Origin of the sequence: Kribbella sp. NPDC003557, assembly GCF_040610805.1 — a bacterium.
Lineage (GTDB): Bacteria > Actinomycetota > Actinomycetes > Propionibacteriales > Kribbellaceae > Kribbella.
Genome location: NZ_JBEXMY010000007.1, coordinates 628,391 through 650,929, shown reverse-complemented (window position 1 = coordinate 650,929; position 22,539 = coordinate 628,391). Strand labels below are relative to the sequence as shown.

Below are 22,539 nucleotides of genomic sequence, written 5' to 3'. Positions count from 1 at the left end.
GGTTTCCGCCGCTTGGTATTCCCGGCTCCGCTAGAGTTCGCGGTCATGGGAACGACGGCCGAGCTGGAGCGGTACGAGCAGCGGTTCCGGCGGGCGGGGCTGCCGCTGTTCATCGAGGACTTCTCGCCCACGCACGACATCTACACGCGGGCGGCGCCGCTGCTCGTGCTGGTGTTCCTGGCCGAGATGCTCGGCGCCACCTCGCTGGACTGGCTGTGGTGGCAGAACCTGCTGGCCGCGATCGGCGGCCTGGTCGCGCTCGTCGTCGGGTTCGGCCTGCTGAACGGGTTCCGCGGGCGGCCGTTCTGGTCGTTGCCGACCCGCTTCGGGATCCCGGAGCTGGCGGTGTTCGTCCTGCTGCCGGCCCTGCTGCCGGTGGTCACGCAGGGGCAGGTCAAGCAGTTCTTCGGCGTCGCCGGCGGCAACCTGTTGCTGCTGGGAGCGGTGTACGTCGTGGTCGGCTACGGCTTCATCGCGACCGTCGTCTGGGGAGTGCGCCAACTGGCCCGCGAGCTGGCCAACTCGGTCGCCAGCTTCATCCGGGCGTTGCCGCTGCTGCTGGTCTTCTCACTGGTGCTGTTCATGACCGCGGACATGTGGCAGGTGTTCGCGGGGATGCCCGCCGCCTTCATCGTCTTCTCGGTGATCGCCTTCACCCTGCTGAGCACGGTGTTCCTGCTGATCCGGCTGCCGCTGGAGGTGGACGCGATCGAGCGCACCGCCGGGTCCGGTCCGCCGCTGCGCCGGATCCAGCGCTTCAACGTCAGCGTCAGCCTGGTGATCCGGCAGTGGATGCAGGTTCTCGTGGTGAGCGCCGGCGTCGGCCTGTTCTTCGTTGCCTTCGGCATGCTCGCGATCAGCGAACACATCTACGAACAGTGGGGCGTCGACGCCGGCTCCTGGTCGTACCACCTCACGCTGCTGGACCATCCGCTCGTCCTCAGCGCCTCGCTGATCAAGGTCGCGGTCGGCATCGCGAACTTCACCGGCCTGTACTACTCGATCGCGCTGCTCACCGACTCGACGTACCGCACCGAGTTCCTCGACACCGTCGGCGCCGAGCTGCGCGACCTGTTCACGGCCCGCGCCGAGTACCTCGAGATGCGTCAGGTCAGCCAGTCGGTCAGCGGGCCGATCGCGAAGTAGACCACGAACAGCGCCGCCACCACCCACATCAGCGGGTGCACCTGGCGGGCCTTGCCGCGGACCGTCTTGAGGATCGCGTACGAGACGAAGCCGGCGCCGATACCGGCCGAGATCGAGTACGTGAACGGCATCAGCACGATCGTCAGGAACGCCGGGAACGCGACCTCGAGGTCGTCGAAGTCGATACCCTTCACCTGCGTCATCATCAGGAACCCGACCAGGATCAGCGCCGGCGTCGCCGCCTCGTACGGCACCAGCGTCACCAGCGGCGCGACCACCATCGAGATCAGGAAGCAGATCCCGGTCACCACGCTCGCCAGCCCGGTCCGCGCGCCCTCGCCGACACCCGACGCGGACTCGATGTACGACGTGTTGCTCGACACCGACGCCGCGCCGCCCGCGGCCGCCGCGACGCTGTCCACGATCAGGATCCGCTGCGAGTTCGGCGGGATACCGTCCTTGTCGTTCAGGCCCGCCTCGGCGCCGATCGCGGTCATCGTGCCCATCGTGTCGAAGAAGTCGGCCAGCATCAGCGTGAAGATCAGCAGCAGCGCCGACACCACCCCGATCTTCTCGAACGAGCCGAACAGGCTGAACTCGCCGATCGTGTCCAGGTTCGGCTTGGTGAACCACTGGTCCGGCAGCTTCGGCACGCTCAGGCCCCAGCCGCCCGGGTTCTTGTCGGTGCGGGCGCCGATGGTCGCGATCGCCTCGATGACGATCGCCAGCGCGGTCGCGGCCAGGATGCCGATCAGGATCGCGCCCTTCACCTTCCGGGCGTACAGCGTGACGATCAGGAGCAGGCCGAAGACGAAGACCAGCGTCGGCCAGCCGTGGAGGTTGCCGCCGACACCGAGTTCGACCGGCGGGCCGGTCGGCGCCGCGGGACGCCGTACGAAGCCGGCGTCGATCACACCGATGAACGTGATGAACAGGCCGATGCCGACGCTGATCGCGATCTTCAGCTGCAGCGGCACTGCCTCGAACACCGCCTTGCGGAAGCCGGTCAGCACCAGCACCAGGATGATCAGGCCCTCGAGGACCACCAGGCCCATCGCGTCCGCCCAGGTCATCTTGGTCGCCACCGAGAACGCGATGAACGCGTTCAGGCCGAGACCGGTGGCCAGCGCCAGCGGGAAGTTCGCGACCACGCCCATCAGGATCGTCACCACGCCGGCCACCAGCGCGGTCGCCACCGCGATCTTCGCGATCGCCGCCGCCGGGTCGGTGCCGCCGCCCACGAACTGACCGGTGCCGTCCTTGACGGTGCCGATGATCAGCGGGTTCAGCACCACGATGTAGGCCATCGTGAAGAAGGTGACCAGCCCGCCGCGCACCTCGCGGCCGAGCGTGGATCCGCGTTCACTGATCTTGAAGAACGAGTCGAGAGGACCGGAACCGGAGCGGGCCGTCGCGGCCTGGGACGAGCTCATGCCCGCATCGTGCCAGTTCCTACCGGGCAGTTGCGAGCACTAATCGGAAACGAAGCTAAGGTAGGTGGCGTGGCGGAGGATCAGGGGGCATCCAAGAAGCGCACCGACCCGACCAGCCAGCTGGCCCGCGGCGAACTGGTCCACGCCGAGGTCAAACCCCTCGACCTGTCCGGCATCCCCAGCGTCATCACCGGCATCGCCCTGTGGGCCGTCGCGCTGGTCGTCCTGTTCCTCTTCCGCGACCGCCTCGACGCCAACGGCCTCGACTGGTGGCTCTGGGTCCCCGTAGCCGGCATCGGCCTGGGCCTCATCGGCCTCTGGTACTGCAAACGCCGCTGGACCGCCATCCAAGCCGGCCACCGCCCCGAAACCGAAGACTGACCAGCCGCGTGTAACCCCCGCGTGCTACACCAGTTCGGCGGCCGGTCAGTTCTCTAGTTCGAGGGTGTCGTAGCCGGTGGTGTCGAAGGCGTGGTCGGGGGTGGGGGGTTCGGTGATGTCGATGGTGGCGTCGGAGTGGGCGCCGCAGCCGTAGTCGTAGGCGACGACTCGGGCCTCGCCGGGGGCCATTTCGTTGGCGCAGACGCCGAAGGCCTGGCCGAGGCTGTCGGCGAGGCGGATCCAGTAGCCGCACGAGTGGCACTTGTACGGGACGGCCTGGGCGATCGCGGACGTCGGTCCGAAGTCGCCGGCGTACCACCGCTCGGCCGCCTCTTCGCGGCCGATCGGCGAGAGCACGCGCTCGCGGCCGAGGCCGAGCTCCTCGACGACCGTGAGCACCTCTTCGGGAGCGTCGGCGGTGTCGGTGAAGCCGGGCTCGAGGCGCGGGTCGTCGGGGTGGGTCGGGAACAGGTCGCCGGGGCGCAGGTCGCCGGGCTGGACGCGCTCGGACCACGGGATCCACTCCGGCGCGACGACGGCCTCGCCGCCGGGGAGCATCACGACCTCGTTGACCGTGACGGTCTTGGCCCGCGAGGCGCGGGTCAGCGTGACGGCCCAGCGCCAGCCGCGGTACCCGGGGTGGGTGGAGGCGAAGTAGTGCGTGACGAGGCGCTCGCCCTCGACCAGATGACCGAGGTGCTCCCCGACCTGTGCGGCGCCGGCCTCGGCGATCGCGGCCTCACGCGCCGGTTCGACCGCCGCGACGCAGACGGCGTCGGGCTTCGCACGTACCGGTTCGGGGGTTCTGACGGGAGTCACAATCGCCCATTCTCGCACGCCGTTCCCAGTACTCCGAACCGCCGTCGCCCACCCGTCGTACGCGCGGTGCCTGCGGTCTGTCCCCGGTACGAGGCAGGATGGTTCCATGCACTCCCCCGACCCCAAGGCCAATCCCGGCGGAAACGCCGCGGGCGGTCCGCCGCGCGGCGACGCGGGCGGGCCGAAAGCCGCCGGGAAGTCGGCCGGCGAGCGGTTCAGTGACGCCCGCGGGCGGATGGGGAGCGCGGGCAAGAAGGTCGGGCACGCGTCGAAGGTCGGCGCCGAAGGTGTCGCGTCGGCGTCGAAGAAGGCCGCCGAGGTCAGCGGGAAGGTCGGCCGCGCGACCGGGCGCCGGATCCGCGGGCTGACGAGCGCCCAGGGCGCGGGTGAGTCGGGGCTGTCGAGGCTGATCGAGCTCGGCGCGGTGAACGCGGCAGGTGACACGGCGTTCGCGGTGTCGCTGGCCGGGACGGTGTTCTTCACCGTGCCGAGCGGCGAGGCGCGCGACCGGGTGGCGCTGTTCCTGGTGCTGACGATGGCGCCGTTCGCGTTGATGGCGCCGCTGATCGGCCCGATCCTCGACCGGTTCCGCCACGGCCGCCGCTGGGCGATCGGGGCGACTCTCGGCGTCCGCGCGTTCCTGGTCTGGGCCCTGGCCTCGTCGATCGCCGGCCACGGCTCCGCCTGGCTGTATCCGGCGGCGCTCGGCTGTCTGGTCGCCTCCAAGGCGTACGGCGTCACGCGCGCCTCCGCCGTGCCGCGGCTGCTCCCCAAACAGATCACCCTCGTCACGGCCAACTCCCGGATCTCGCTGGCCGGTGTCGCGGGCGCGACGATCGGCGCCGGGATCGCGGCCGCGTTCGCCGCGATCGGGCCGGAGTGGTCGCTGCGCTGGGCCGCACTGGTCTACATCGTCGGCCTGATCCTCGCGATCCGGCTGCCCGCCGCGGTCGACTCCCCCGCCGACGAAGAGGTGACCGGTACGGCGGGGCGCGACGCCCGGCGCCGCGCGATCACCGCCGCCGTGGCCCGCGGGATCCGGTGCAACCTGGGCCTGCGGTTCGTGTCCGGGTTCCTGACCATGTATCTGGCGTTCCTGCTCCGCGACCAGCCGGTCAGCGGGGTCAAGGGCGCCGTCGCGGCCGGGGCGGTGGTGGCCGCGGCCGGGCTCGGCAACAGTCTCGGCACCATCCTCGGGTCGTTGCTCAAGGCCCGTAAACCGGAAGCGGTCGTGCTGGTGGTGCTGCTCGCCGACGCGACCGTCGCGATCGCGGTCGCGGTGCTGTACGGCCTGCCGATCCTGATCACGCTCGGTCTGGTGGCCGGCTTGTGCAGTTCGCTCGGCAAGTTGTCGCTGGATGCGATGATCCAGCGCGACGTGCCGGAGTCCGTGCGGACGTCGGTGTTCGCGCGGTCCGAGACGGTGCTGCAGCTCGCCTGGGTGATCGGTGGCGGCTGCGGGATCGTGCTGCCACTGATCCCGCGGCTCGGGTTCGGGTTCCTCGCGGGTGTGCTGCTGATCGTGGTCTTCCTGGTCCTGCGAATGCGCCCGAGCTCGCGCAGCACGCCGGAGACGCTGCGCCCGGGCGGTCTCGGCGGGCCTCGCACCGACGCGCACAAGCCACACGCCGCGGCGCAGTCGCACGAGCCGTCGTACCGCGATGAGCACCCTGACACCACGACGCGCACGATCCTCAGCGTCGCGGAGCAGCGGGCGGCCCGTGAGCGGCGCTCGAGCTCACAGGACGAGCCCACCGTCGAGTGGCGCACCGGCGACCAGAAGCCGCCGCCGGAGCAGCCCATCGGCCGCTGGTGGAGCGGCCAGCCCGACGAGGACGAGAACACCGGCGAGAACCCGCAGCCGTGGTCCGAAGACACCACCGAGGAACGCAATCAGCCCTCGTCCAGACGCCACCACCACCCCCGAGACACACCGCGCCGCCCGCCCCGCTAGAGCACCCGCCGGACGCAGGTTGCGAGACAAGCGCCGGGGGCGCAGCTGACAGCACTCGGCGGCCGAGTGAGGGGTCACTCGGCCGCCGGGTTGAGCGGGTCAGGCTACGGGGGCTAGGTCCGCCTCCTCGGCGGCCGGCTGCTCGGCGGGAGCGGTGCCGTGGGTGGTGCCGCGGAGGGTGATGGTGGTGGCGACCGCGGTGACCAGCAGGACGACTGCGCCAACCAGGGCGACCACGCTCATGCTGTGAGTGAAGGCGTGGCGGGCGGTGGCCAGGACGGTGTCGGCCAGTTGCGCGGGCAGCTGGGCGGCTGCTGCAGTCGCGGCAGGCAGGCCCTCACGGACCGGAGCGGCGACGCCGGCGGGCAGGTCGGTCGGGACGTCGGCGCGGTAGACCGCGGTGCCGATCGAGCCCAGGACCGCGATCCCGAGCGCGCCGCCGAACTCGGCGCAGGTCTCCATCACCGCGGACGCCGACCCGGCACGCTCCGGAGCGACGGAGCCGACGACCGCCTCGGTCACCAGGGTCATCACCATCACCAGACCGGCCGCGAGCAGCCCGGCCCCGAGCAGCGGGACCACCAGTGACGAGTCGACCTGGATCTGGGTGAGTACGCCGTACCCCGAAGCCGCGAGGACGAACGCTCCACCGATCACATAAGCGCGGTCCATCTTCCCGGCCAGCGCGGTGGCGAGCGGAGCCGCGCCGCCGACCAGGACCGACGGGGCCAGCGACCACAGCGCAGCCTTCAACGGCGAGAGGCCGTGCACCAACTGCAGGTACTGGGTCAGGAACACCGCGTTGCCGACGAGCGCCAGGGTGCCGACGGTGTTCGCCGCCAGCGACCCGCTGAACGCGCGGTTGCGGAACATCGACAGGTCGACCATCGGGTGCGCCGCGGTCCGCTGCCGCTGGACGAACAGCACCCCGAACACCAGCCCGGCCACGATCGCCACCACCGGCAGGGCGGACACGCCGTGGGCCGCCAGCTCCTTGATCCCCCAGATCACCGGCAGAACGGCAGCCAGCGACAGCACCGAACCGAGCAGGTCGAACCGCCCGCGCACCGGCGCCTTGAACTCGGGCAGCAGGACCGGCGCGAGCACCACGAGCAGCACCATCGCCGGGGTGTTGATCAGGAACACCGAGCCCCACCAGAAGTGCTCCAGCAGGAACCCGCCGAGCACCGGGCCGAGGGTGATCCCGCCCATCATCACCGCGCTCCAGAACGCGATCGCCTTCGACCGCTGCTTCGGGTCGTGGAACATGTTCCGGATCAGCGCCAGGGTCGACGGCATCAGGGTCGCGCCGCCGATACCGAGCAGCGCGCGGGCCGCGATCAGCTGCTCGGGGTTCTGCGCGTACGCCGCCGCGACCGAGGCGAGCCCGAAGCCGATCGCGCCGAACAGCAGCAGCCGGCGGCGGCCGATCCGGTCGCCGAGCGAGCCCATGGTGATCAGCAGGCCGGCCAGCACGAACCCGTAGATGTCGAAGATCCACAGCTGCTCGGTCGCGTTCACGCCGAGGTCCGCGCTGATGAACGGGACCGCGAAGTACAGCACCGACACGTCCATCGAGACCAGCAGCAGCGGCAGCGCGAGCACGCCGAGTGCGATCCATTCCTTGCGGCCCGCCCGTTCGGTGGTCCCCATGATGCCCCTCCGGTTATCTGTCTATGCCGCACACTGTGTGCGCCATACACAGACCATACACAAGACTGTCTATGCTGTAAACAGATAGACTGCGGCGTATGGACGAGAGCGAGCTGCCCAGGGTCTTGCAGCAGATGTGGGGTATCGAGGGGCGGAGCCGCCCGGGGCCGAAGCCGGCCTTCCACATCAGCGACATCGCGCGGGCCGCGATCAAACTGGCCGACGCGGGCGGGCTCGCGGCGGTCTCGATGAGCAAGGTGGCGGCCGAGCTCGGCTTCACCACGATGTCGCTCTACCGGTACGTCGACGCCAAGGACGATCTGTACGTCGTGATGCTCGAGCACGCGTTCGGCGACCCGCCGGCGCTCGACCCGGAGCTCGGCTGGCGGGGCCGGATCACCGCCTGGGCCGAGGCGTTCCGCGACGGGCTGCGGCGGCACCCGTGGATCCTGCAGATCCCGGTCCAGGAGCCGCCGTTGTCACCGAACCAGCTGGCCTGGATGGAGTCGGGGCTGGGCGCGTTCGAGGGCACGCCGCTCACACCGCCGGACCGGTTGTCCGCGATGCTGCTGGTGAACATCTACGTCCGCGGTACGGCGCAACTCACCGCGAACATGCTGACCGAACCGGACGCGATCCGCGCGGCCGACCAGCTCTACACCGAGCGCCTGACGATGCTCGCGACGCCGGACCGCTTCCCCGGGATCGCGGCGACCCTCGAGCAACCTCTCGACGAGGGCTACGCCGGCGACTTCGACGCGGGAGAATTCACCTTCGGCCTGGACACCGTCCTCGACGGCATCCAGGCGCGCATCACCCGGCTGACGAACTAGTAGTCGAGCTTGTCGGCGACGCCGCGCAGCACGGTGGCGACCTGGCGGGCGGACTTGTTGTCGGGCTGGCGGCCGCGGCGGTAGTTCTCGCCGAGGCGGTCGAGGAGCTTGATCAGGTCCTCGATGACGACCTGCATCTCCTCCGGCTTCGGCCGCATCGCCTTCGCCACCGACGGCGGCGGGTCGATCAGCCGGACCTGCAGCGCCTGCTCGCCCTTACGTCCCTCGACGACGCCGAACTCGACCTTCTGGCCCGGCTTCAGGTTGGTCACACCCGACGGCAAGGCCTCGGCGCGGACGTAGACGTCCCCGCCCTCCTCCTTGCTGAGGAATCCGAACCCCTTCTCGGAGTCATACCACTTCACCTTGCCAACGGGCACGGGAACCTCTTCAGTCGTCAATCGTTCGGGAAGCGACCGGACCGTGAAGCCCGATCGGGAAACCCAGCGTACGTGAACCTGCGCAACGGCGCCTCCGGAAACTACCTGATCGAGCAGCCTCCCCGCACCCCCTACAAGTTCCGGTATTTCTCCGGCTCTGCCAAGCGTTCGTTCATCGACCCGGACCGGAACCCGCGCGGGTCGACCTGCGCCGCCGGGAACCCTTCGGCCATGACCGCATTCACCAGCATTTCGTGGTCCACGCGGTCCAGTAATGCGGCGTCGATCTCGATCGACGCGGTCTCCCCGAGGTCGCGGACGCGCACGTTCTCGACGCCGTACGCCGCGAGCCGCGCACGGACGGCCTGCTCGGCACGGTCGACCCGGACGAGCAGGTTCGGGGTGATGCGGATGCCGTACGCGATCCGGCTGGACAGGCACGCCGCGGCGGGTTTGTCCGACGTCTCCAGACCCCAGCTGCGCGACGCCGTCCGGATCTGCGCCTTGGTCAGTCGCGCGTCCTTCAGCGGCGTCAGCGCGCCGCGCTCGAAGGCGGCCCGGATGCCCGGCCGGAACCCGGCGATCGCGTCGTCGGCGTTCGTCCCGGTCGCGATCGCGGTGATGCCGAACTCGTCCGCGATCGGCTGCAGCGTCTCGACCAGCTCAGCCTTGCAGAAGTAGCACCGGGCGCCCGAGTTCGCCTGGTACCCCTCGCGCTCCATCTCGTGCGTGTGCGGCGAGACGTGCCGGACCCCGAGCCCGTCCGCGAACCGCGCCGCGGGCTCCAGCTCCGCGGCCGGCAACGAGGGTGAGACCGCGGTCGCCGCGACCACGTTCGCCGGGCCGATCGCCCGCGCCGCGGCCGCGAGCAGGAACGCCGAGTCAGCGCCGCCGCTGAACGCGACCACCATCTTGTCGTACGACGACAGCCGCCGCATGAGCGCTTCCAGCCGCTGCTCGAGCACGTACGCGTCGAGCCAGGCGGGGAACTCGGTCAGGTCGTTCAGTACGACGTCGGCGCCGTACGCGCGCAACTCGTCCGCGGTGAACGGACCGGTCGCGACCGACACCGCGAGCGCGCCGGCGGCATGAGCGCCGTCGATGTCGGCGGTGTGGTCGCCGACGAAGATCGTGGCCTGGTGCGCGCGCAGCGCCGTGCCCTTCTCGGCTCCGTGCAGGTCGCCGACCGGCTCGTCGACGTCCAGCCCCAGGTGCTCGAGGTGCAGCCGGACCGACGGGGTGTGCTTCGCGGACACGACCATCGTCCGCCCGCGCAGCGCCCGGATCGCGGCCAGCGACTCGGCCACGCCCGGCAGCGGCAGGCTGCCGGTGATGGCGTGCGACGGGTAGTGCTCGCGGTACCGCGCGACCATCGCGTCGACCTGCTCGGCCGGGAACCAGTTCGCCATCTCCCAGGTCAGCGGCGGCCCGAGCCGGCTGACCACCAGGTCGGTGTCGATCGGCACGCCGGTCTCCGCGGCGAGCAGGTCCCAGACGGCCTGGATCCCCGGCCGGGAGTCGATCAACGTCATGTCCAGGTCGAAGCCGACCACCAACTCCGGCACGTCGGCGGTCTCGGGAGCGGGTTCAAGAGCGGCGGTTGACACGTCCCCAACCCTACGTGCTCCCACCTGCGTCGCGGTCTCGCATCCCGAAACGGCCGACATATCTAGTAAATCAGTCGGATTATAAGTATTAACCGACCGTGAGGGAGCAGTCACGATCGACTCCGACTACAGCAAGGCGAACGGGCGACGCGTCGCACTTCTCCGCACTTGACAATTGACGACTTGGTGTCCGAGCACTTGACATCCGGGGCAGTTTTGTAAACCCTCGTCGGCATGGACTCGTTTGCCGATCGGACCAAACGCCGGCTGCGGGACGAGTTGCTGGACGCTGCCCAGGACGCCATCGAGACAGGTGGGTACGACGCGCTTCGGATGGCCGAAGTGGCTCGTCGTACCGGGGTGTCCCGGCAGACCGTCTACAACGAGTTCGGCGACAAGTGGGGCGTGCTGGAAGCCGTCGCGGGACGCGAGACCGAACGGTTCCTGCTGGATGTGAACGCGGCGCTCGCCGAGCAGTCCGATCCGATCGACGGCCTCCGGGCCGCGGTGGAGCGGGCGCTCACGCTGGCCGGGGAGAACCCCCTGGTGAAGGCGGCGCTGAGCCGGCCGGGATCGGACCAGGCCAGTCAACTGCTGACCACACGGGGGCAGCAGGTGCTGGAACTGGCGCACCTCCGGCTGGATTCCCATGTCAGGGAGCACTGGCCGGAGGTGCCTGCGGAAGACGCGACCAGCTGCGTCGACGTCGCCCTGCGCGTCGTCATCAGCCACATCGTCACGCCGGGCCCTCCCCCGGCCGTGGTGGCGGCGCAGCTGGCTCGTGTCCTGTCACCCTTCTTAGCCGAGTCCAGGAGGCAGCACGTATGAACGATCTGCACAGGCAGGGTTTCAGCTCCCTCAAGGCCGGCGGCCTCAACTGGGACGCGATGCCGCTGCGGCTGTTCGACAAGGGCAACCGCAAGTTCTGGAACCCGCGCGACATCGACTTCAGCCAGGACGCGAAGGACTGGCAGGAGCTGAGCGACAACGACAAGGACAACGCGTTGATGCTCTGCTCGCAGTTCATCGCCGGCGAGGAGGCGGTGACCGAGGACCTGCAGCCGTTCCTGCAGGCGATGGCAGCCGAGGGCCGGTTCGGCGACGAGATGTACCTGACGCAGTTCTGCTTCGAGGAGGCCAAGCACACCGCGGTGTTCCGGCTCTGGCTGGACGCGGTCGGCGTCACCGAGGACCTGCACCGCTACGTCGAGAACAACCCGGGCTACCGGGCGATCTTCTACGAGGCGCTGCCGGTCGCACTGAAGTCGCTGGCCGACGACCCGTCGCCGGCCAACCAGGTCCGCGCGTCGGTGACCTACAACCACGTGGTGGAAGGGACCCTGGCCCTGACCGGGTACCACGCGTGGAACCTGCTCTGTACGTCGCGCGGCGTGCTGCCCGGGATGCAGGAGCTGATCCGCCGGATCGGCGACGACGAGCGGCGGCACATGGCGTGGGGCACGTTCACCTGCCGCCGGCACGTCGCGGCGGACGCGTCGAACTGGAAGGTCGTCACCGACACGATGGAGGAACTGCTCCCGCACGCGCTGACCCAGATCCAGTGGGCGATGGACAACTCCCCCGAGCTGCCGCCGGAGATCAACCCGACCGCGTTGATGACGTACGCGGGCGATCGCGCCACCCGCCGGCTCGGCGCGATCGAGTCCGCGGTCGGCGCGGACGTCGCCGGGATCGACCTCGACTACTCGCCGGAGAAGCTCGAGGACGACTTCGGCGACGAGGACTCAGCCGCGCTGGCGGCGGTGCGCTAGCAGGACGACCAGCGCCGCGGTCGCCAGGACCGCGGGAAGCCAGGTGACGGTCGCCGTGCCGAGACGGTCGGCGACCTGGCCGCCGGTGAAGGCGCCCAGTGCGATCGCGCCGTTGTACACCCCCACCAGCACAGCGGACGACGCTTCGGGGGCACTGGGCGCCGCCGCGTGACCCCACGCCTGCGTGCTGACACTCGTCCCGCCGTACGCGAGGCCCCAGATCACCAGCAGGACAAGGGATCCCGCGATCGTCGTACCGATCAGGGGCATCGCGAAGGCGGACAAGGCGATGCCGCCGGCGATGACGGCCAGGGCCCGGGACGGGCGCAAGGCCCCTGTGAAGAAGTTGCCCACGACACCGGCCACACCGTACGCGAGCAGGAGGGTGCCGATCAGCGCCGGACCGGTGTGCGGCTCCAGCAGCGGGCGGATGTAGGTGTACGCCGCGAAGTGGCCGGTCACGATCAGCACCACGAGGACGAGGCCGACGCGGATGTCGTCGATCCGCAGCACGTCGCGGACGTCGCCCCAGCGCACCGCCTTCTCGGGCGCGAGTGACGGCAGGTAGTAGACCAGCGCGACGGCGAACGCCATCGACAGCAGGCCGATGCCCGCGAAGGCCCAGCGCCAGCCGAGGATCTCACCGACGTACGCGCCGGCCGGGATGCCGAGCACCGACGCGATCCCGATCCCGCTGAAGATCAAGGAGGTTGCGGGTCCGGCGGCGTGTTCGGGGACGACGCGGCGGGCCAGGCCGATGGTGAGCAGCCAGACGCCACCGATCGAGACACCCATGAGGACCCGCGCCGCGATAAGGACCCAATAGACCGGTGCGAGCGCGGCTGCGAACGACCCGGAGGCGAGCAGCACCATCAGTCCGCCCAGCACCGCCCGGCGGTCCAGTCGCCCGAGGCCGAGCGGCAGGACGGGCGCGGCGACTGCCGAGACGAGGCCTGTCGTGGTCAGGGCCAGGCCCGCAGTGCCTTCGGTGACGTGCAGGGATTCGGCCATCGGGGTGAGCAGCCCGACCGGGAGCATCTCGGCAGTCACCACGGTGAACACGGTCGCGGCCATCGTGATCGGTGCGGCCCATCCCCGGGTGATCGTCTGGTCGGCGCAGATCGTCGTCATACATCCAGTGAGCCGTCCCGGGGTGATGCGGAACAACGGCGATCTGATCATGCTTGTATTAGCTGAGCTCATCGATCGGAGGTAGGCCGTGGCTGTCGAGATCCGTGAACTGGAGTGCTTCCTCGTCCTCGCCGACGAGCTGCACTTCGGCCGTACGGCCGAACGCCTCTACCTCTCGCAGAGCCGGGTCAGCCAGCTGCTGCAGTCGCTGGAGCGCCGGATCGGCGGGCCGCTGTTCGAGCGGACGAGCCGGCGGGTGGCGCTGACGCCGCTCGGCAAGGAGTTCCTGACCTCGCTGCGACCCGCGTACGCGGCACTGGAGCGGGTCGTCGAGGGCGCCCGCGAGTACGCCGCCTGCGTGAAGGGTCAGCTCCGGATCGGTTTCCAGGGCACGGTGAACGACGAGATCCTCAACGCGGTGTCGGCGTTCCAGTCACGCAACCCGAACTGCCTGATCGACGTCTGGGAACTCCCGATGAACGACCCGTTCAGCGCCCTGCGGCGCGGCGACGTCGACGCGGCCGTCGCCCTCCTGCCGATCGCGGAGGACGACCTGGTCGTCGGGCCGACGTTCTCCGTCGTGCCGCAGACCCTCGCCGTGTCGAAGCGGCATCGGCTGGCCGGCCGCACGTGCGTCGACGTGGAGGACCTGGCGGGCGAGACCCTGATCGGTTTCTCCGGCCCGGCGCCCAGCTACTGGCGCCTGACCCAAGCGCCCACGCAAACCCCGGCCGGCGCCTTGATCCATCGCGGCCCCGAGGTCCGCACCTTCTCCGAAGGGCTCTCACTGATCGCCGCCGACCGCGGCGCGATGCTCGTCTGCCAGGCCACCGCCAGCCGCAACCAGCGCGCCGACATCATCAGCATCCCGCTCACCGGCGTCCCCGACTCCGCCCTCGCCCTGACCTGGCGCCGCGGCGAGGAAACCCCTGCGTTACAGGCGTTCGCGGAGCACCTCAAGGTCAGCTGAGGCCCAGCAGCTCGACGGACTTCTCGCGCATCTCGACCTTGCGGATCTTGCCGGTGACCGTCATCGGGAAGTCGTCGACGAGCAGGACGTACCTCGGGATCTTGAAGTGCGCCAGCTTGCCGGCGGCGAAGGTTCTGATCGCGTCGGCGTCGAGCGGGTCCGCACCGGGCTTGAGCTTGATCCAGGCGCAGAGCTCCTCGCCGTACTTCTCGTCGGGGACGCCGATGACCTGCACGTCGGCGATCGCCGGGTGGGTGTAGAGGAACTCCTCGATCTCGCGCGGGTACACGTTCTCGCCGCCGCGGATGACCATGTCCTTGATCCGGCCGACGATGTTCACGTACCCGTCCTCGCGCATCGTCGCCAGGTCGCCGGTGTGCATCCAGCGGGCCTGGTCGATCGCCTCCGCGGTCTTCTCCGGCTCGTCCCAGTAGCCGAGCATCACCGAGTACCCGCGGGTGCACAGCTCGCCGGGCTCGCCGCGGCCGACGACCAGCCCGGTCGCCGGGTCGACGAGCTTCACCTCGACGTGCGGCATCACCCGGCCGACGGTCGACGTCCGGCGGTCCAGGTCGTCGTCGCGCCGGGTCTGCGTTGACACCGGCGAGGTCTCGGTCATGCCGTAGCAGATCGCGACCTCGGCCATGTGCATGTCCGCGACGCAGCGCTTCATCACCTCGACCGGGCACGGCGATCCGGCCATCACCCCGGTCCGCAGGCTGGTCAGGTCGTAGTCGGCGAAGTCCGGCAGGCCGAGCTCGGCGATGAACATCGTCGGTACGCCGTACAGCCCGGTGCAGCGCTCGTCCTGGACGGCCCGGAGCGTCGCCGCCGGGTCGAACGCCGGCCCCGGGATCACCATGCAGGCGCCGTGTGTGGTGCAGCCGAGGTTGCCCATCACCATGCCGAAGCAGTGGTAGAAGGGCACCGGAATACACAGGCGGTCGTCGGCGGTGAACGCGATCGTCTCGGTGACGAAGAAGCCGTTGTTCAGGATGTTGTGGTGGCTGAGCGTCGCGCCCTTCGGGAACCCCGTCGTACCGCTGGTGTACTGGATGTTGATCGGGTCGTCGAAGGACAGCTCCGCCTCGCGGGCGTGCAGCCCGTCGACCGGGATCCGGGACGCGTCGTCGCGGAGCGCGTCCCAATCGCCGGTGCCGAGGTAGACGATCTGCTCGAGGGCCGGGCAGTCGGGTTTCACCTCGTCGACCATCGCCCGGTAGTCGCTGGTCTTGAAGTCGGTCGCGGAGACGAGCAGCCGGACACCGGACTGGTTGAGCGCGTAGGACAGCTCGTGGGTGCGGTACGCCGGGTTGATGTTCACCAGGATCGCGCCGATCAGCGCGGTCGCGTACTGCGTGATCGTCCACTCGGCCCGGTTCGGCGCCCAGATGCCGACCCGGTCGCCCTTCGCGATGCCGCGGGCCATCAGGCCGCGCGCGACCAGCTCGACCTCGGCGCCGAACTCGTCGTACGTCCAGCGCCGGCCGGTCTGCACCTCGACGAGGGCCTCGCGGTCGCCGTACGCGCCGATGGTGCGTCTCAGGTTGGCGCCGATCGTCTCGCCCAGCAACGGAACCTCGGACACCCCGGACGCGTACGACGGCAGGCTCATGCAAGCCATCGTCACGCTCGGCAAATGCGTCTGCAAGTGCACGCGCGGCAGGAAACAGGGGGTGGACGGCAAGCAATGTCCTTACCAACTCTGCGTCACAACGGTCGCGGAGCGTGGTTGGGCGGTTACCTTGGAGTCGAGAGGTGTGAGGCGATGGGCCGATCCGTGGAAGGTCACGCCCGCAGCGACCGTCCGCCCGGGCGTACTGCCGAGGCGGCGCAACGTACCGCTGCGGTGCAGGAACGCGTCCAGGCCCTGGGCGGCATCCTCGCCGACGCGCTCGCCGGCGATGTCCACGGCACCGATCTGCAGACCCTGAAGCGGGCGCCGCGGCGCGCGCCGCCGACCGTGCCGCCGGCCGATCTCGAGGCGCATCCCGGACCCGTCTGGGATGCGTTCGTGCCTCAGCCGCCGGGCCGGTTCCGGTGGTGGGGCGCCGAGCGCCGGTTCGCGCGCCGGCTCGCCGACGCGGAGGACCGGTTCGCGGAGGCGATCGAACGGCACCGGGCCTTCGAGGAAGCCCGCAAGGAGCGGGTGGCGCGTGGGGTGCGCGAGCAGGTCGACCAGCAGCGCCGGCTCGACGAGGCGACCGCGGAACAGCATGCGCGGATGGACGCGTACGAGCACGCGGTCCGCGGCCGCGACCGGGCCGCCGTGACGCGGTATTTCACCAGGGCGCTGGACCGGGTCCCCGAGCCACTGGACTTCCCTCGCCGGCGCAAGGTCGGGTACGTCCCCGAGTCGACGCTGCTGGCGGTGGAGTGGGACCTGCCCGACGTCAGCGTCGTACCGGCAGAGGCGTCGTACCGCTACGACCGCTCACTGGACACGGTGCTCGCGGTCATGCGAGAGCCGCTGGAGCTGCGACGGCTGTACCAACAACGGGTGGCGCAGCTGGCTCTGCGCGCGCTGCACCTGGTCTTCGGAAGTGACAGGTACGGCGTGGTCGAGACCGTCGTGTTCAACGGCATGGTCGAGTCGGTGGACCTCACGACCGGCCAGACCGTACGGCCGTGCCTGATCACGTTGCGGGCCACGCGGGAGCAGTACCAGGCGCTGGTGCTGGACCAGCTCGACCCTGTGGCCTGCGTACGGCACTACTTCGCCGCGGAGGTGTCACGGCACCCGGAGGAGCTGCAGCCGGTGGAGCCGGTGCTGGAGTTCGACCTCGCCGACCCGCGCACCGTCGAGGCGGTCGACGTGATCAGCGAGATCGACGCACGCCCGAACCTGCTGGAGCTCACCCCCGAGGCGTTCGAGCACCTGGTGCACAACCTGCTCACGCGGATGGGCCTGGAAACCAGGCTGTTCCGGCGCGGAACGGACGGCGGGATCGACTGCGTCGCCTACGACCCGCGCCCGATCACCGGCGGCAAGTTCGTCGTCCAGGCGAAACTCTGGACCCGCACCGTCCCACCGACCGCCGTCCGCGACCTCTTCGGCACCGTCATCGACGCCGGCGCCACCAAGGGCATCCTGATCACCACGTCCGGCTTCGGCCCCACCAGCTACCAGTTCGCCAACGGCAAACCCCTCCAACTCATCGACGGCACCGCCCTCCTGTCCCTCTGCCACCACCACGACATCCCGGCCCGCATCATCCCCCGCGCCAGCTGAGCGGCGACTCGTAGATCTGGAGTTCGGCTGCAGTGTGAGATGACCGGTGACTTGCTGGTGATGCCAGACTGACCGTTATGGACACAGGGGTGAGTGTTGTCGGGTCAGGGCAGGTCAGTGGCACGCCGGATGTGCTGCGGGTGACGTTCGGCGTGGAGCAGGTCGCAGCTGATGTGGCGGCGGCTGTCGCCACGGTCGGCGAGCGGACCGAGGCGGTGCTCGGGGCGTTGCGGGCCCAGGGAGTGCAGGACTCGCAGCTGGGGACCAGTGCGGTGAACGTGTTCCAGGAGTACCGGGAGCCCGGCACGGACCCGGCGTACCGCGCCTCGCACACCGTGCTGGTGGAGACGAAGGACCTGACCGGCTTCGGCGCGCTGCTGAACGCGGCTGTCGGTGCTATCGGCAACAGCCTCGCCCTGCACGGGCTGCAGTTCGACATCGAGGACAAGTCCGCGCTGCTGGCCCAGGCCCGGGAGCTGGCGTTCCAGCAGGCCAAGGCGAAGGCCGGGCACCTCGCTGCCCTGTCCGGGTTCTCTCTCGGCTCGGTGACCGCGATCTCGGAGAGCCAGGGCCAGTTCCCGATCCGTACCGAGTCCGCAATGCTCGGCAAGGGCGCGTACGACTCCGCTCTCAACGTTGTACCGGGCGACCACACCGTCGAGGTCTCGCTCCAGGTGCACTTCGCCTGGGCGTAACCCGCGTCTCAAAACGCGCACAGGGGTTGCGCGCTGGGTACAGACAGAGAGACTTCTCTCATGTACGCACCGGCACCGCTGCGGCGGCAACTGAGTCGGTCCGGGCTGTTGCTGCTCGGGCCGGCGTTCGTAGCTGCCGTCGCGTACGTCGACCCCGGTAACTTCGCCACCAACATCGCCGCCGGTGCGACCTACGGTTACCTGCTGTGCTGGGTGGTGGTCGGGGCCAACCTGATGGCCGTCCTGGTGCAGTACCTGGCGGCCAAGGCGAGCATCGCGACCGGGCGGACGCTGCCGCAACTGTGCCGCGACGAGTTCCGGCGCCCGACGTCGACCGGGCTGTGGGCGCAGGCCGAGGTGGTCGCGATCGCGACCGACCTGGCCGAGGTGGTCGGCGGCGCGATCGCGCTGAACCTGCTGTTCGGCGTACCGCTGCTGGTCGGCGGCGTGATCACCGGCGTGGTCTCGTTCGGGCTGCTGATCTACCAGTCGAAGCGGGGCCAGCGGCCGTTCGAGGCCGCGATCATCGGTCTGCTGGCCGTCGTCCTGGTCGGCTTCGTGGTGTCCACGGTGAAGTCGGACCCGTCGGCGAGCGGCGTGGTCGGCGGCCTGGTGCCGCGGCTGGACGGCACCGAATCGCTGGTGCTGGCGGCCGGCATGCTCGGCGCGACCGTGATGCCGCACGCGATCTGGCTGCACGGCGCACTCGTGACCGACCGGCACTGGAAGACCATCCGCTCCGAGAACGGCAAGTCCCGCGTACTGCGGGCGACCCGGCTCGACGTCGCGGTTGCGATGGCGCTCGCCGGCGCGGTCAACCTGGCCATGGTCGTCCTGGCCGCGGCTGCCCTGAAGGGCACCGGCGCCGACTCCCTCGACGCCGCCCACATCGCGATCGGCGACCGCCTCGGCCAGCTCCCCGCCCTGCTGTTCGCGCTCGCCCTGCTGGCCAGCGGCTTCGCGTCCTCCTCGGTCGGGACCTACGCGGGCTCGGTCATCCTGGACGGCTTCTGGCAGCGTCACGTCCCGCTGCCGGTACGGCGCCTGATCACGCTGATCCCCGCGCTGCTCGTCCTGGCGATCGGCATCGACCCCAGCCGCGCACTGGTGGTTTCGCAGGTGGTGCTGAGCTTCGGCATCCCGTGCGCCCTATGGCCGCTGGTGAGATTGACCGCCTCCCGGCGCGTCATGGGCGACTTCGTCAACCGCCGGGCGACTACTCTCGCGGCATGCCTGGTAGCCACCGCCGTCACGGCCCTGAACGTCGTACTGATCGTGCTGACGCTGCGGGGATGACATGACCCGGGTGTACGCCGTGAGCGACGTCCACGGCCACCTGGGGAAACTGACCGCCGCACTGCACGCCGCCGGCCTCACCGATGCCGACGGCAACTGGGCGGGCGAGGACGTCAGGCTGTGGTTCCTCGGCGACTTCTTCGACCGCGGCCCGGACGGGATCGGGGTCCTGCGCTACGTGCGCGGCCTGATCGACCAGGCTCCCGACGGCGCGGTCCGGATGCTGCTCGGCAACCACGAGATCCTGGCCCTCGGGATGTACAAGTTCGGTGACACGTTCGTCCCGCACGACGGCATCACGCTGCGCAGCTTCGAGCGTTCCTGGGCCTTGAACGGCGGCCAGGACCGCGACCAGGAGCTGCTCACCGACGACGACGTGGACTGGCTGCTCGACCGGCCGATGCTCGGGCTGGACGCCGACCAGCTGCTGATGCACTCCGACACCGCCGAGTACGTCGAGTGGGGCGACACGCTCGACCAGATCAACGCCGCGGCCCGGGCCGAGCTGCACTCCGACGACATCGAGGTGTGGTGGGAGATCTGGCGCCGGATGACGTCGCGGTACGCGTTCCGCGGCCCGAGCGGTCCCGAGGTGGCCCGGATCATGCTCCAGCATCTCGGCGGCCGCCGGATCGTGCACGGCCACAGCATCGTCGCCGACCAGCTCGGCATCGACCCGCAGTTCCTGACCGGGCCACACCTGTACGCCGACGGCCTGGCGCTGGGCATCGACGGCGGCGCCTTCGACGGCGGGCCGTGTCTGGTGGTCGAGCTCACCGCGGAGTGACGCCGCGAGGACGCCACTCCACCGGCCGGGCGCGGCTACTTGTCGGCGGTGAGCGTGCCGCCGACCGCCCAGCTCTCCGGCGGGGTCTCCTGGATCCAGACCTGGACGCTCTCGGCCGGTACGCCGAGGGTGTCGACGAAGGCGTCGGTGACCTTCTGGACCAGGTCGCGCTTGAGTTCCGGGGTCCGCGGACCCTGCAGGACGGTGACGACAGGCATCGGATTTCCTTTCGGTGATGGGTTCTGAGCCCATTCCAGCCCGCACGACCGCCGCGAACGAGACGCAGTTGCGATGTCCTCCGATCACTCGAACTGATCGGACGCCGTCCGGCAGGCCTCCAGCAGGACGGCGAGGTCGCCGCCGACCGTCGTACCGGCCGGGACCGCGAGGCTCGTGGTCAGGGTGAGCCGCGGGCTCGGTCGCCGGAAGACAACTCGCCCTTCGCGGAGCAGGCGAGCGTGGGACTCGTAGATGACCGTCCAGCTCGGTGGACCGGCACCGATCGCGGCGTGGGTGTCCTGCAGGCTGTTGGAGCGTGGGCCGAGCACCGGTTCGAAGCCGGCGGTCGCGCACGCCGAGAGCACCAGGTCGACCAGCGGCGGGTTCGTGCGGCGGTCGGTGATCCGGAGCGGGAGTTCGCGGAGGTCGGTCAGCCGGACCTCCTCCGGCGGGGCGGTCGTGGCCGGCAGGGCGATCAGCAGGTCGTCGTCCCAGACCGGGACGAACTCGAGACCTGCCGCCTCGTCCTGTCCGCGGACGAACGCGGCGTCGAGCTGGCCTGCTCTCACCCGGTCCAGCCGGGCGCGGGTCGACGCGCTCACCAGCTCGACGTACACGCCCTTCGACGAAAGCTCTGCCACCACTGTCTCCAGCCGTTCGCCCAGTCCTGTGCTGGTTCCCAGCCGGAGCCGGCGGAAAGGTTCGGCGGTGGCGGCGGCGCGGGCCGCCTCGACCGAGGCGAGCACGGCGCGGGCGGCCGGGAGGAAGCGCTGGCCGGCCTCGGTGAGGCGGACGGCGCGGGCCGAGCGGTCGAAGAGCTGGACGCCGAGCTCGCGTTCCAGGCGCGCGATCTGCTGGCTGACGCCCGGCTGGCCGATCCCGAGCTGCTCGGCGGCACGCCCGAAGTTCAGCACCTCCGCGACGGTGACGAAGTACTGGATCTGCCGGAACTCCATCCGCTGATCATCGCGGATCCGGGAATGGCGCCGTCCCGCGCGGGGTTGTCAGCGGTTATGGCCGACAAGACTGTGAAGATTCCCGGACCGGACCACCCGATCACCGTGGGCAAGAACCCGGACCGTGTGGTCGTGAAGGTCGGCGACGTGGTCATCGCGGACACCCGCGACGCCCTGTCGCTGCAGGAGGCGAGCTATCCGGCGGTGCAGTACATCCCGCGCGAGGACGTCGACTTCACGCAGCTCGAGCGCACCGAGCACCAGACCTACTGCCCGTACAAGGGCGACGCGTCGTACTACAGCCTGCTCCCCGCCGGTGCGGCCGGCGAGAACGCGGTCTGGACCTACGAGCAGCCGTACGACGCGGTCGCGGACATCCGCGAGCACGTCGCGTTCTACCCCGACAGGGTGTCCGTCGAGATCATCGCCTGAACCACCGGGGCGAGCACCTCGGGCGGTACGACGTGGTGCTGGTCGGGGAGCTCGACGAGCGTCGCGTTCGGCAGGATCGCCACGATGCGATGCGCCGCGTCGAGCATGAACGGCGCGGTCGCGGTCCCGGCGACCACGAGGGTCTGCTGCGTGATCGCGCGGAGCGTTTCGACCGGTGTGGTGCCCTCGTGCGCCATCACCGCGAAGTCGTAGGCGAGCGTCGGCGCGAGCTCCGCGACACCCGGTAGCGCGGCCACTTCGAGCGCGTCGGATTGCGGCGCGCCGGTCATCAGCATGAACAGCTCGACGGCTTCCCGGTTCTGGCCGTCGCGGATCAGGTCGAGCACCCGCTCACCGTCGTCCGTCGGGTCCACGTCGTCGGGTCCGTACGGCGGCTCGTGCAGCACGAGCTTCGTGATCGGCAGCTGACTCGCCGCGATCGCCGCCAGTCCCGCCCCGGACGAGTGCCCGTAGACGGCCGCCGTACCGCCGAAGACCGTGAGCAGCGCGGCCAGGTCCTCCACCTCGCGCTGGACGTCGTACGGGGTGCTGTCGCCGGAGTCCCCGCGGCCGCGGCGGTCGTACGTCACCACGTCGCACTTGCTCGCCAGTTCGTCGGCCAGTGGCCGGAGCGCCTGCCGGTCGCACAACGCTCCCCCGACGAGGACCAGCGGGTGTCCGCTGCCCAGGCGGTCGTAGGCGATCGTCGTGCCGTCCGCTGACGTCACTTTCTCCATCGGATGCTCCTCGCTCGTCGTGGCTGACGTCCGGGACGTCGGAGCCGGTCGGCGCGCTTCGACATTGTGGTGGCGCTTGGACTGCCGGGGTGGTTCACTGCTTCGC

The 22,539-nt window shown here is 70.1% G+C and carries 22 protein-coding genes; 12 read left to right on the top strand and 10 right to left on the bottom strand.

Annotated elements, in window-relative coordinates; genetic code table 11:
• The first annotated feature begins 45 nt into the window (after positions 1 to 45).
• Positions 46 to 1,146, top strand: a complete 1,101-nt coding sequence (locus ABZW60_RS31500) for a hypothetical protein (RefSeq protein ID WP_355482970.1) — start codon at positions 46 to 48, stop codon at positions 1,144 to 1,146.
• Here ABZW60_RS31500 and ABZW60_RS31495 read toward each other — a convergent pair.
• Entirely contained in the window at positions 1,107 to 2,579 is a 1,473-nt protein-coding gene (locus ABZW60_RS31495) for an NCS2 family permease (protein WP_355482968.1), read from the bottom strand. The two genes, ABZW60_RS31500 and ABZW60_RS31495, sit on opposite strands and share 40 nt — an antisense overlap.
• Positions 2,580 to 2,648: 69 nt before the next feature.
• On the opposite strand from ABZW60_RS31495, the gene ABZW60_RS31490 reads away from it, so the two are divergent.
• The gene (locus tag ABZW60_RS31490; RefSeq protein ID WP_355482966.1) at positions 2,649 to 2,960 is read left to right on the top strand and encodes a DUF2530 domain-containing protein; all 312 of its coding nucleotides are present in this window, start codon (positions 2,649 to 2,651) and stop codon (positions 2,958 to 2,960) included.
• Between the two features lie 45 nt (positions 2,961 to 3,005).
• Here ABZW60_RS31490 and ABZW60_RS31485 read toward each other — a convergent pair whose 3' ends face one another.
• A complete protein-coding gene (locus ABZW60_RS31485; RefSeq protein ID WP_355482964.1) occupies positions 3,006 to 3,779 on the bottom strand; it encodes a DUF3027 domain-containing protein in 774 nt (257 codons plus the stop codon).
• A 106-nt stretch (positions 3,780 to 3,885) separates the two neighbouring features.
• Here ABZW60_RS31485 and ABZW60_RS31480 point away from each other — a divergent pair, with 106 nt between their 5' ends.
• Positions 3,886 to 5,733 carry an MFS transporter gene (locus ABZW60_RS31480; RefSeq protein WP_355482962.1) on the top strand — a complete coding sequence of 616 codons (1,848 nt, stop codon included), beginning with the start codon at positions 3,886 to 3,888 and terminating at the stop codon, positions 5,731 to 5,733.
• 99 nt (positions 5,734 to 5,832) lie between these two features.
• Here ABZW60_RS31480 and ABZW60_RS31475 read toward each other — a convergent pair whose 3' ends face one another.
• Positions 5,833 to 7,386, bottom strand: coding sequence for an MFS transporter (locus ABZW60_RS31475; RefSeq protein ID WP_355482960.1), 1,554 nt, complete (start codon positions 7,384 to 7,386; stop codon positions 5,833 to 5,835).
• A 98-nt stretch (positions 7,387 to 7,484) separates the two neighbouring features.
• Here ABZW60_RS31475 and ABZW60_RS31470 point away from each other — a divergent pair, with 98 nt between their 5' ends.
• Positions 7,485 to 8,219 (top strand): TetR/AcrR family transcriptional regulator, encoded by a 735-nt coding sequence (locus ABZW60_RS31470; RefSeq protein ID WP_355482959.1) that lies wholly within the window; start codon positions 7,485 to 7,487, stop codon positions 8,217 to 8,219.
• Here the strand turns inward: ABZW60_RS31470 and ABZW60_RS31465 are convergent.
• The gene (locus ABZW60_RS31465) at positions 8,216 to 8,599 is read right to left on the bottom strand and encodes a cold-shock protein (protein ID WP_355482957.1); all 384 of its coding nucleotides are present in this window, start codon (positions 8,597 to 8,599) and stop codon (positions 8,216 to 8,218) included. The two genes, ABZW60_RS31470 and ABZW60_RS31465, sit on opposite strands and share 4 nt — an antisense overlap.
• 131 nt (positions 8,600 to 8,730) lie before the next feature.
• The gene (gene larE / locus ABZW60_RS31460) at positions 8,731 to 10,206 is read right to left on the bottom strand and encodes an ATP-dependent sacrificial sulfur transferase LarE (protein WP_355482955.1); all 1,476 of its coding nucleotides are present in this window, start codon (positions 10,204 to 10,206) and stop codon (positions 8,731 to 8,733) included.
• A 234-nt stretch (positions 10,207 to 10,440) separates the two neighbouring features.
• Here larE and ABZW60_RS31455 point away from each other — a divergent pair, with 234 nt between their 5' ends.
• Positions 10,441 to 11,034: a TetR family transcriptional regulator gene (locus ABZW60_RS31455; RefSeq protein ID WP_355482953.1), complete on the top strand. Its 594-nt coding sequence runs from the start codon at positions 10,441 to 10,443 to the stop codon at positions 11,032 to 11,034.
• Positions 11,031 to 11,978, top strand: a complete 948-nt coding sequence (locus ABZW60_RS31450) for a R2-like ligand-binding oxidase (protein WP_355482951.1) — start codon at positions 11,031 to 11,033, stop codon at positions 11,976 to 11,978. The genes ABZW60_RS31455 and ABZW60_RS31450 overlap by 4 nt, the downstream gene beginning before the upstream one ends.
• On the opposite strand, the gene ABZW60_RS31445 is transcribed toward ABZW60_RS31450, so the two are convergent.
• Positions 11,952 to 13,109: an MFS transporter gene (locus ABZW60_RS31445; RefSeq protein WP_355482949.1), complete on the bottom strand. Its 1,158-nt coding sequence runs from the start codon at positions 13,107 to 13,109 to the stop codon at positions 11,952 to 11,954. The genes ABZW60_RS31450 and ABZW60_RS31445 overlap by 27 nt on opposite strands.
• Positions 13,110 to 13,197: 88 nt before the next feature.
• On the opposite strand from ABZW60_RS31445, the gene ABZW60_RS31440 reads away from it, so the two are divergent.
• Positions 13,198 to 14,079 (top strand): LysR family transcriptional regulator, encoded by an 882-nt coding sequence (locus ABZW60_RS31440; RefSeq protein WP_355482947.1) that lies wholly within the window; start codon positions 13,198 to 13,200, stop codon positions 14,077 to 14,079.
• Here the strand turns inward: ABZW60_RS31440 and ABZW60_RS31435 are convergent.
• Positions 14,072 to 15,694: an AMP-binding protein gene (locus ABZW60_RS31435; RefSeq protein WP_355482945.1), complete on the bottom strand. Its 1,623-nt coding sequence runs from the start codon at positions 15,692 to 15,694 to the stop codon at positions 14,072 to 14,074. The genes ABZW60_RS31440 and ABZW60_RS31435 overlap by 8 nt on opposite strands.
• 153 nt (positions 15,695 to 15,847) lie before the next feature.
• On the opposite strand from ABZW60_RS31435, the gene ABZW60_RS31430 reads away from it, so the two are divergent.
• From ABZW60_RS31430 to ABZW60_RS31415, 4 genes are all read left to right on the top strand, one after another.
• Positions 15,848 to 17,311, top strand: coding sequence for a restriction endonuclease (locus ABZW60_RS31430; protein WP_355482943.1), 1,464 nt, complete (start codon positions 15,848 to 15,850; stop codon positions 17,309 to 17,311).
• 89 nt (positions 17,312 to 17,400) lie between these two features.
• Positions 17,401 to 18,006 (top strand): SIMPL domain-containing protein, encoded by a 606-nt coding sequence (locus tag ABZW60_RS31425; protein ID WP_355482942.1) that lies wholly within the window; start codon positions 17,401 to 17,403, stop codon positions 18,004 to 18,006.
• 60 nt (positions 18,007 to 18,066) lie between these two features.
• Positions 18,067 to 19,302, top strand: a complete 1,236-nt coding sequence (locus ABZW60_RS31420) for an Nramp family divalent metal transporter (RefSeq protein ID WP_355482940.1) — start codon at positions 18,067 to 18,069, stop codon at positions 19,300 to 19,302.
• Position 19,303: 1 nt separating this feature from the next.
• A complete protein-coding gene (locus ABZW60_RS31415) occupies positions 19,304 to 20,089 on the top strand; it encodes a metallophosphoesterase (RefSeq protein ID WP_355482938.1) in 786 nt (261 codons plus the stop codon).
• Between the two features lie 35 nt (positions 20,090 to 20,124).
• On the opposite strand, the gene dmpI is transcribed toward ABZW60_RS31415, so the two are convergent.
• Positions 20,125 to 20,307 carry a 4-oxalocrotonate tautomerase DmpI gene (dmpI, locus tag ABZW60_RS31410; protein ID WP_355482936.1) on the bottom strand — a complete coding sequence of 61 codons (183 nt, stop codon included), beginning with the start codon at positions 20,305 to 20,307 and terminating at the stop codon, positions 20,125 to 20,127.
• Between the two features lie 84 nt (positions 20,308 to 20,391).
• Positions 20,392 to 21,264 carry a LysR family transcriptional regulator gene (locus ABZW60_RS31405; RefSeq protein ID WP_355482934.1) on the bottom strand — a complete coding sequence of 291 codons (873 nt, stop codon included), beginning with the start codon at positions 21,262 to 21,264 and terminating at the stop codon, positions 20,392 to 20,394.
• 57 nt (positions 21,265 to 21,321) lie between these two features.
• Here ABZW60_RS31405 and ABZW60_RS31400 point away from each other — a divergent pair, with 57 nt between their 5' ends.
• Positions 21,322 to 21,696: a DUF427 domain-containing protein gene (locus ABZW60_RS31400; protein ID WP_355482933.1), complete on the top strand. Its 375-nt coding sequence runs from the start codon at positions 21,322 to 21,324 to the stop codon at positions 21,694 to 21,696.
• Here ABZW60_RS31400 and ABZW60_RS31395 read toward each other — a convergent pair.
• On the bottom strand, positions 21,660 to 22,433 hold the full coding sequence (locus tag ABZW60_RS31395) for an alpha/beta hydrolase (RefSeq protein ID WP_355482931.1): 774 nt from the start codon (positions 22,431 to 22,433) through the stop codon (positions 21,660 to 21,662). The genes ABZW60_RS31400 and ABZW60_RS31395 overlap by 37 nt on opposite strands.
• Between the last annotated feature and the right edge of the window lie 106 nt (positions 22,434 to 22,539).

Coding starts and splice junctions, on each gene's coding strand:
- ABZW60_RS31395 (WP_355482931.1), bottom strand. CDS start 22,433: ATGGAGAAAGTGACGTCAGCGGACGGCACGACGATCGCCTACGACCGC.
- ABZW60_RS31495 (WP_355482968.1), bottom strand. CDS start 2,579: ATGAGCTCGTCCCAGGCCGCGACGGCCCGCTCCGGTTCCGGTCCTCTC.
- ABZW60_RS31450 (WP_355482951.1), top strand. CDS start 11,031: ATGAACGATCTGCACAGGCAGGGTTTCAGCTCCCTCAAGGCCGGCGGC.
- ABZW60_RS31405 (WP_355482934.1), bottom strand. CDS start 21,264: ATGGAGTTCCGGCAGATCCAGTACTTCGTCACCGTCGCGGAGGTGCTG.
- ABZW60_RS31500 (WP_355482970.1), top strand. CDS start 46: ATGGGAACGACGGCCGAGCTGGAGCGGTACGAGCAGCGGTTCCGGCGG.
- ABZW60_RS31435 (WP_355482945.1), bottom strand. CDS start 15,694: ATGAGCCTGCCGTCGTACGCGTCCGGGGTGTCCGAGGTTCCGTTGCTG.
- ABZW60_RS31470 (WP_355482959.1), top strand. CDS start 7,485: ATGGACGAGAGCGAGCTGCCCAGGGTCTTGCAGCAGATGTGGGGTATC.
- ABZW60_RS31455 (WP_355482953.1), top strand. CDS start 10,441: ATGGACTCGTTTGCCGATCGGACCAAACGCCGGCTGCGGGACGAGTTG.
- dmpI (WP_355482936.1), bottom strand. CDS start 20,307: ATGCCTGTCGTCACCGTCCTGCAGGGTCCGCGGACCCCGGAACTCAAG.
- ABZW60_RS31445 (WP_355482949.1), bottom strand. CDS start 13,109: ATGACGACGATCTGCGCCGACCAGACGATCACCCGGGGATGGGCCGCA.
- ABZW60_RS31400 (WP_355482933.1), top strand. CDS start 21,322: ATGGCCGACAAGACTGTGAAGATTCCCGGACCGGACCACCCGATCACC.
- ABZW60_RS31420 (WP_355482940.1), top strand. CDS start 18,067: ATGTACGCACCGGCACCGCTGCGGCGGCAACTGAGTCGGTCCGGGCTG.
- ABZW60_RS31415 (WP_355482938.1), top strand. CDS start 19,304: ATGACCCGGGTGTACGCCGTGAGCGACGTCCACGGCCACCTGGGGAAA.
- ABZW60_RS31480 (WP_355482962.1), top strand. CDS start 3,886: ATGCACTCCCCCGACCCCAAGGCCAATCCCGGCGGAAACGCCGCGGGC.
- ABZW60_RS31430 (WP_355482943.1), top strand. CDS start 15,848: ATGGGCCGATCCGTGGAAGGTCACGCCCGCAGCGACCGTCCGCCCGGG.
- ABZW60_RS31475 (WP_355482960.1), bottom strand. CDS start 7,386: ATGGGGACCACCGAACGGGCGGGCCGCAAGGAATGGATCGCACTCGGC.